6 protein-coding genes are annotated in these 7,850 nt (G+C 62.3%); 1 reads left to right on the top strand and 5 read right to left on the bottom strand.

Features of this window, described 5'->3' with window-relative positions; genetic code table 11:
- Positions 1-198: 198 nt before the first annotated feature.
- Positions 199-1,011, bottom strand: a complete 813-nt coding sequence (locus IVB48_RS11345; RefSeq protein ID WP_247399987.1) for a response regulator transcription factor — start codon at positions 1,009-1,011, stop codon at positions 199-201.
- Positions 1,012-1,258: 247 nt separating this feature from the next.
- On the opposite strand from IVB48_RS11345, the gene IVB48_RS11350 reads away from it, so the two are divergent.
- Positions 1,259-2,107 (top strand): MBL fold metallo-hydrolase, encoded by an 849-nt coding sequence (locus IVB48_RS11350; RefSeq protein WP_247399988.1) that lies wholly within the window; start codon positions 1,259-1,261, stop codon positions 2,105-2,107.
- Between the two features lie 30 nt (positions 2,108-2,137).
- Here IVB48_RS11350 and IVB48_RS11355 read toward each other — a convergent pair whose 3' ends face one another.
- The 4 genes from IVB48_RS11355 to IVB48_RS11370 form a co-directional block, all read right to left on the bottom strand.
- A complete protein-coding gene (locus tag IVB48_RS11355; protein ID WP_247399989.1) occupies positions 2,138-3,028 on the bottom strand; it encodes an aldose 1-epimerase family protein in 891 nt (296 codons plus the stop codon).
- A 73-nt stretch (positions 3,029-3,101) separates the two neighbouring features.
- Entirely contained in the window at positions 3,102-4,514 is a 1,413-nt protein-coding gene (locus tag IVB48_RS11360) for a mannose-1-phosphate guanylyltransferase/mannose-6-phosphate isomerase (protein WP_247399990.1), read from the bottom strand.
- Positions 4,515-4,538: 24 nt separating this feature from the next.
- A complete protein-coding gene (locus IVB48_RS11365) occupies positions 4,539-5,546 on the bottom strand; it encodes an NAD-dependent epimerase/dehydratase family protein (protein WP_247399991.1) in 1,008 nt (335 codons plus the stop codon).
- Positions 5,547-7,009: 1,463 nt separating this feature from the next.
- A partial coding sequence (locus tag IVB48_RS11370) for a GDP-L-fucose synthase (protein ID WP_247399992.1) occupies positions 7,010-7,850 on the bottom strand: 841 nt, incomplete at its 5' end.

The following is a 7,850-nucleotide window of genomic DNA, read 5'->3' on the forward strand; positions in this document are numbered from 1 at the left end:
TGGACGAACGACATTTTTGAAACCGAACTTTGAAACCGAACCTGAATAGAGATCATGCACAATAGTTTGAGAGTTTTGTTTGCAATCGTCGCGACCGGCGCCGTGGCCTTGTCGGCCTTTCTCGCGATTCGGTTCCTCGTCGGTTTCAGTGGCTGAACCCGATGGCGCCGCCGGCACCATGTCGTGCTGCGCCCGGGTCTAGAGCCGCTCGCTCAGCGCGAGCTTGTAGCCGACGCCGGTGACGGTGGTGATGACGGGCGTACCGCTAACGACCAGCTTGCGCCGCAGCCTCGCCACCAGGGCATCGACAGTCCGGATATCGACCTCGGCCTGGCGGTTGCTGACGACCTCGATCAGATAGTCGCGGCTGAGCGGCCTGCCGTCGGCTCCGACGAGCGCCGCAAGCAGATCGAACTCGGCGCGCGTCAGCGCAACCGGCTTGCCGTCGCTGCCGAGCAGCTCGCGCCGCGTCAGGTCGATGATCCAGTCGCCGAAGGCGATCGAATTGTGGTTGCGCGCCGCCTTGCGGTCGATCGAGCGCCGCCGCAGCACGCTTCGCGCGCGCGCGAGCAGATCGCGCAAATCGATCGGCTTGGTAACGTAGTGGTCGCCCGCGATCTCGAGGCCGAGGATGCGATCGACGTCGGTGTCGCGGCGGGTCACGAAGATGATACCCGCATTGCTGGTCGCCTGGATCTCCTTGGCGAGATCGAAGCCGTCGCCGTCGGGCAGCTGCAGGTCGAGGAAGACGAGATCGGTCCGCGTCCGCAGCGCCTGGCGGCATTCCGCGCAGGAGCCGGCACCGACCACGTCGAAATTGTTCTCGCTGAAATAACCGACCAGCATCGTGCGCGTCACCGGATCGTCCTCGACGACGATCAGTCGCTCCCGGCCAGCGACACGCAATTCCTGACCTGAGGAATCAGCCACGATGTGGGATGTCCTGTGTGCTTGCGGGCCGACCCAGAAGCTCAGGTCGCCGAGCGCGCCGCACTGTGAACGTACATTCACGACTGTTCGAGCCCCCTCGAATTGCCTGCTGCAATACTAGGCGCGTTAGCGCGCCCAAACAACATTGGTCACGATCCAGCTGCATTAAGTATGAATTGGCCCACACTTCTCATATCGCGCAGCATGTTCGGGAGCCCCGTACGAGCGGCTGTTGTGCGGGCTCAAGCCCGTTCCGCGGCCGCTTGCCACGCCAAGAGCTTCAAATCTACTGTGGCGCCCCGAAAAGTCTCCCCCAGGAGGTGGCGCTATGGAAGTCATCCTGCTCGGCACCGGCGGCCCGCGCCCGGACCCGCGCCGCATGGCGACGACCACGCTGATCAGGCTCGGCGACGAAAACATCCTGATCGACGCAGGCCGCGGCGTCATGGTGCAGCTCAGCAAGGCTGGCGTGCCGCTCGGCTCCATCAATACGGTCTTTCTCACCCATCACCATTTCGACCACATCGGCGACCTCTACGACGTGATCCTCAATTCATGGTTGCACGGGCGCAAGGACGATCTGCGCATCTATGGTCCGCCGGATACCGAACGGCTCGTCAATACGCTGGTCACGCAGGTCTACGACAAGGACATCGCCTGGCGCGATCAGGGCGAGCCGAGCTTCGGCGGCTGGAAACCGGTCGTCGCGACCGACATTATGCCGGGCCTCGTTCTCGACACCGGGCGCTGGAAGATCAGCGCCGAACTCGTCTCGCATGGCGACGGCCTCGACATGTCGCCGGCCTTCCTCGCGCGCTGGATGTGTCTCGGCTACCGCTTCGAGGCCGAAGGCAAGGTCATCGCAATTTCGGGCGACACGGTGCCCTGCCCCGGTCTCGAGCGACTGGCTGAGGGGGCCGACTTGCTGGTCCAGTGCTGCTTCCTCGCCACGCCGGAGATCGACAACGAGCACTTGCGCCGGCTTGCGAAATTCACGATCGCCTGCGGCGATACAGTCGGCAAGATCGCGGCCAAGGCCGGCGTCAAGAAGCTCGCGCTGACCCATCACCGGCCTCGCACCGACGATTCCATGCTCCATGCGCTGCTTGCGGATGTCAGGCGGGACTATTCGGGTCCTGTCGTGCTCGGCGAGGACCTCACGCGGATCGAGGTCTGAGAACTTCAGATGCGCGCAGACCGTCCGACCTCAAGACGATCCAACCTCAACCCGAAATGACAATTGCTCTTCCGTCCCGGGCGCAATGTGCATCAGGCCCGGTTTGTCGCTGAATTCGCCGTCGAAGCCGGCGGGGCTGGCATAGCCGCGCCAGGGCTCGATGCAGAGGAACGGCGCGCCCGATGGTTTCGACCAGACGCCAAGCTCGCGAAAGCCGCGCCATGACATTTTCAACCACGGCCCGGTGGAGGCGCCCTGCTCCCCGGCATAGCGGACCGAATTGCTCGCGATCCGATCGAAGATGATTGCGTCGTCGACGAACAGGGATTCGGACAAGGGCAACACGGATCCTTTGACCGGGCTCGGTTCGGTTGCCGGGCGCAGCAAGCCGCCATCGAGACGGCGGACCGGCGATGGCTCTGCGTTCGCGAAGCTCAGCGCGTAGCTCTCCTTCGCCAGCCCCGGTTGGAGCGGCCAGTTGAAAGCGGGATGGCCGCCGAGCGAGGCCGGCAATATCTCCTTGCCGGTGTTCGCGATCACGAGTGAAAGATCGAGACCGGATTCGTCGAGCGCATAGGTTGCCGTCAGGCGGAACGCGAAAGGGTAGAGCGCGCGCGTCGTCTCGCTGTCTTCGAGCATCAGGACACAGCGACTTTCGCCTCGTTCCACCCACGCAAAGCGGCTGTCACGCGCGAAGCCGTGCTGGGTCATCCGGTAGGTCCTGCCCCGGTGCCGCAATTCGTCATTGGCGAGGCGCCCGACGATCGGAAACAGCAGCGGTGCATGGCGCGGCCAGGCCGGCTCCGCCTGCCAGACGAACTCGACGCCGGCATCGCTCGCCAGCGAACACATCTCGGCGCCTAGCGCCTTGATGGTCGCGGCGAGCCTGCCGCAGCGGATCGTGTGCGTGTCGTCGGTCATAGCAGCCTGCTCCGATTATCGCAGTTCGCCGGACAATTTTAAATGTTCGTGGAGTGTTGGAGCGACTCTCTACTCAAGAGCGCTGATAATCGTCTTCAATCCGGATGATGTCGTCTTCCCCGAGATAGCTTCCAGTCTGGACCTCGATCAGCTCCAGCATGATTTTACCGGGGTTCTCCATCCGGTGCACCGCGCCCATCGGGATGTAGATCGACTCGTTCTCGTGCACGCTTTTGACGGTCTCGTTGACGGTGACGCGGGCGGTGCCGCGGACCACGATCCAGTGCTCGGCGCGATGATGGTGCTTCTGCAGCGACAGACGTCCGCCCGGCTTCACCACGATGCGCTTGACTTGGTGGCGCTCGCCATTGTCGACCGACTGGTAGCTGCCCCAGGGCCGATGCACCTTGAGATGCTCCTCGGTGACCTTCGGTGCGACCGCCTTGAGTTTTGTGACCAGCCGCTTGAGCCCGTTGGCATCTTTTTGGCGCGAGACCAGAACCGCATCGGCAGTCGCAACCACGATGAGATCGTCGACACCTTCCAGCGCGACCAGCGCGGAGTCGGTGGTGACGTTGCAATTGCGGCTATCTTCGAACACGGCGGCGCCATGCGAAGCATTGCCTTGCGCGTCCTTGTCCGACAATTCCCACACCGCGTGCCAGGAGCCGACGTCGGACCAGCCGCACGACACCGGCACGACCGCGGCGCGCGCGGTCTTCTCCATCACCGCATAGTCGATCGAGATCGCCTTGGCCGCGCCGAACGCCTCGGGCTCCAGCGTCACGAATCCAAGATCGCGGCCGGCATTGGTGACCGCATTGGAGATCGCCTCCACGCTCGCTGCATCGACCTTGCGGTATTCGTCGAGCAGGACGCTGGCCGGGAACATGAAGTTGCCGCTGTTCCAGAGATAGCCGGAATTGACGTAATCGGCGGCCTTCACCGCATCCGGCTTCTCGACGAAGCGCGCGACCGCGTGCACCTCGCCGGAGATGACCTCGCCCGGGCTGATATAGCCGTATTCGGTCGCCGGCCGCTCCGGCTTGACGCCGAAGGTGACGATGCGCCCGGCACTCGCGGCGATGAGGCCCTGGCGACACGCGGCGACGAAGGCGGCATTGTCCTGCACGACGTGGTCGGCGGCGAGCGCGAGCACGATCGCCTCACTGGCGCGGCTCTGCGCGAACACCGCACCGGCGGCGATCGCGGGGCCGGAATCGCGCCGCATCGGCTCGAGGATCACGTCGGCCTCGATGCCGATCTCGGCGAGTTGCTCCAGCACCATGAAGCGGTAAGACGCATTGGTGATGACGATCGGGCGATCGAACAGCGAGGCCTCCGAGACGCGGAGCAGCGTGTCCTGGAAGGTCGAGCGGGTGCCGAACAGCGGCAGGAACTGCTTGGGGCGCACCTCGCGCGAAGCCGGCCACAGCCGCGTTCCGGCACCGCCGCACATGATCAGAGAAATGATTTTTTGGGACACGTGTGAGCTACTCAAGAGAGGGGTTTATATGCGGTGATAATTTCGATACCAGTCGACAAAGCGGCCCAAGCCAACCGCCAGCGGCGTCGAGGGCGTGAAGCCGACGTCGCGTTGCAGGGCCGAAATGTCGGCGCGCGTCTCGAGGACGTCGCCAGCCTGCATCGGCAGAAGCTTGCGGATTGCGGGCTTGCCGATGATCTTCTCCAGTGTCTCAACGAAATCGATCAAATTGACCGAGCGGTTGTTGCCGATGTTGTAGACGCGATACGGCGCATAGCTCGACGAGTTTTCCGGCTGCTCGGCGTTCCACGCGGGATTCGGCGTTGCGGGGCGATCAAGGGTACGGATCACGCCCTCGACGATGTCGTCGACATAGGTGAAATCGCGCCACATATTTCCATTATTGAAAAGCTTGATCGGCTCACCCGCAAAGATCGCGCGCGTGAAGAGCCAGGCAGCCATGTCGGGTCGGCCCCATGAACCATAGACAGTGAAGAAGCGAAGACCGGTCACCGGCAGCTTGTGAACATGTGCGAACGTGTGCGCCATCAGCTCGTTGGCCTTCTTGCTCGCGGCATACAGGCTGACCGGATGATTGACCGAATGCTCGGTCGAATACGGCAACGTGCGATTGGCGCCGTACACGGAGCTCGACGAGGCGTAGACGAGATGCGCCAGACCGTGGCGCCGGCCCGCTTCGAGCACGGTGACGAAGCCGTCACAATTGGCGCGGATGCTGGTGATGGGATCGTCGATCGACGCGCGCACGCCGGGCTGCGCCGCAAGGTGCACCACGCGGTCGGGCGACACCTCGTCGAACACACGCATCACCGCAGCAAAGTCGGCAAGGTCGATCTCGTAGAAGGTGAAAGCATCACGCTTGAGCGTCTCGAGGCGAGCGCGCTTGAGCGCTGGATCATAGTAAGGCGTGACCGCGTCGATGCCGACAACTCGTTCCCCGCGCGCGAGCAAGCGCTCACAGACATGCATGCCGATGAAGCCGGCAGCGCCGGTAACCACCACGGGGGCCAAAATAAACTCCGTTGTTCGTCCTCATATACCGCATTGCCAGACTGAACCAGTAGAGGCAAGCGTTCAGCATTGGAGAACGGCCCCCTCGCATCGGCAAGCTTAACGCCGGGCGCTTCGGATGTCAGCCTTCCCAAGTTAACCAAGAAGGGGCGCCCTTTGCCTGCCGACGCAACACCAGGTGCGCGTCCATAAAGGGCTCTCGACTGCCCGGAAGTCTTCCAACAAGTGTTCCCGGGGAGCACCGAACGAACAGCACCTGGCGGCATTTGGCGCAGGGCCCGGCCAGGCCCCCTCCGCTTGCCAGACGAACTCAGCGCAGTACTTCTGCTTGAGCCAGCACATCTAGGCGCCGCGGGCGTGGATGGTCGCGGTGAGGCGGCCGCTCCAAAACCTCTGAATTTCCTCAATCAACTCCCAACCTCGCGGGCGATCCGACCTTTTGCACAGATCATCGGCGGCAACTTATTTCTCTGCAATAAGGGGAATAAACAGCGAAAGGACGGCACATAGTCGGGTGGCTCCAAGCCGAAAGACCGGAAACCCTCAGCAAAACTCGAGAGTGACGATGCTCGCGCGCGAAAGTATCAGGGCATATCAAGACACCTAACAGGGAAAGAACAGAGCAATGAACACGCCCGATAGTGCGAGAACAAGGAGCAGGTATCTCATACGCAGTGGCGACGCCAAGGGTTCTAAGAACACTAAGCCGACCCCAACTTTGAGACTCGCCGTCCTGCGAAGTGCGCCCGCTGTCTTGAAGGAAGTAGGCACCCCGAAATGGTATCGCTCCAAACGATTTCAAGGAGAATAGCAGAAGCGTAAAGGGGCAACGACTGCTGTCAGATCATAACGCCTGAACTTCCGCGACGAGCGGGAGTTGCGCGAAATGATCGGTCGCGGCTGCCGGCCCACCGAAGTTGCTGCAGTCTTGGATCGAGCACGCCAAGCCGCAGATGCCTACGAGCCCCGCAAGTTTCGATTGGTCCTTCTCTCATCTCCGGGGCTGTCGCCGTCCTGCCTACAACCATTTGGTTAGGGCGATTGGCTGGATGCCTTGGCAGCTAGTTCGCTTCCCGCCCGCCTGCACTTTGCATAACATGGTCCATGGCAAGAGCGTATTCCGAAGGCGATTTGATCACTTCATTCTGCCGCTATACGCGGTCATTCCCCGTGCGGTAAGAGCCCATGCCGTGACGGGCAGATGCCTTGGTGGCTTGCGGACAAGTGGCGCGCGAGGCACTTTTTCGCACCAAATCGAGCGACGCAGCCCCTATTGACTGGCCTCAGTCATCTACAAATGCGCACCGACTAGTCCCCGGACGACGATCTGAAACTTATCATGTCCCCGAAGCCAAGCGTAACGACTGAGGATCAGCATGACCGCTTCACTGATGCCGCAGAGACGATCGCGGCTGTATAGCCGGCACGAATAGGACTTGCCCCGCTCCCTGCAGCCTACAAGTTCAGAGGTAAGCCGCATATGCGTGCTTCAAGCCGTCGTGAAGCGGTGTCGTCGCGCGCCAGCCGAGTTTGGCTAGCCGGCTGACGTCGAGCAGCTTGCGCGGCGTGCCGTCCGGCCGCGAGGTGTCGAAGACGATCTCGCCGCCGTAACCGACGATGCCGGCCACGAGGTGTGCGAATTCGGCGATGGTTATGTCCTCGCCGGTGCCGATGTTGACTAGCTCGGCACTCGAATAGATCTTCATCAGGTGCACGCAGGCATCCGCCATGTCGTCGACATAAAGGAACTCGCGCCGCGGCGTCCCGGTGCCCCAGACGACGACATTCTTCGCGCCCGAAACCTTAGCCTCGTGGAAGCGACGGATCAGGGCGGCGACCACGTGACTCATTTCGGGATGATAATTGTCGCCGGGGCCGTAGAGGTTAGTCGGCATCACGCTGATAAAGTCGCATCCGTACTGGCTGCGATAGGCCTCCGCCATCTTGATCCCGGCGATCTTGGCAATCGCATAGGGCTCGTTGGTCGGCTCTAGCGGACCTGTGAGCACGGAGTCCTCGCGCAAGGGCTGCGCGGCGTCCTTTGGGTAGATGCAGGACGAGCCCAAAAACATCAGCTTCTCGGCGCCGTTTCGATGGGCGGCCTGGATCACGTTAGCCGCGATCGAGATGTTGTCGTAGATGAACTCGGCACGCAGCGTGTTATTGGCGACGATGCCGCCGACCTTTGCCGCGGCGAGGAAGATCACCTGCGGCCGCGTCTTCGCGAACCAGTCGAACACCGCGGCCTGATTGCACAGATCGACCTCGCGCCGGTCCACGGTGACGAGCTTGACCTTCTCCCGC

Origin of the sequence: Bradyrhizobium sp. 76, from assembly GCF_023073025.1 — a bacterium.
GTDB lineage: Bacteria > Pseudomonadota > Alphaproteobacteria > Rhizobiales > Xanthobacteraceae > Bradyrhizobium.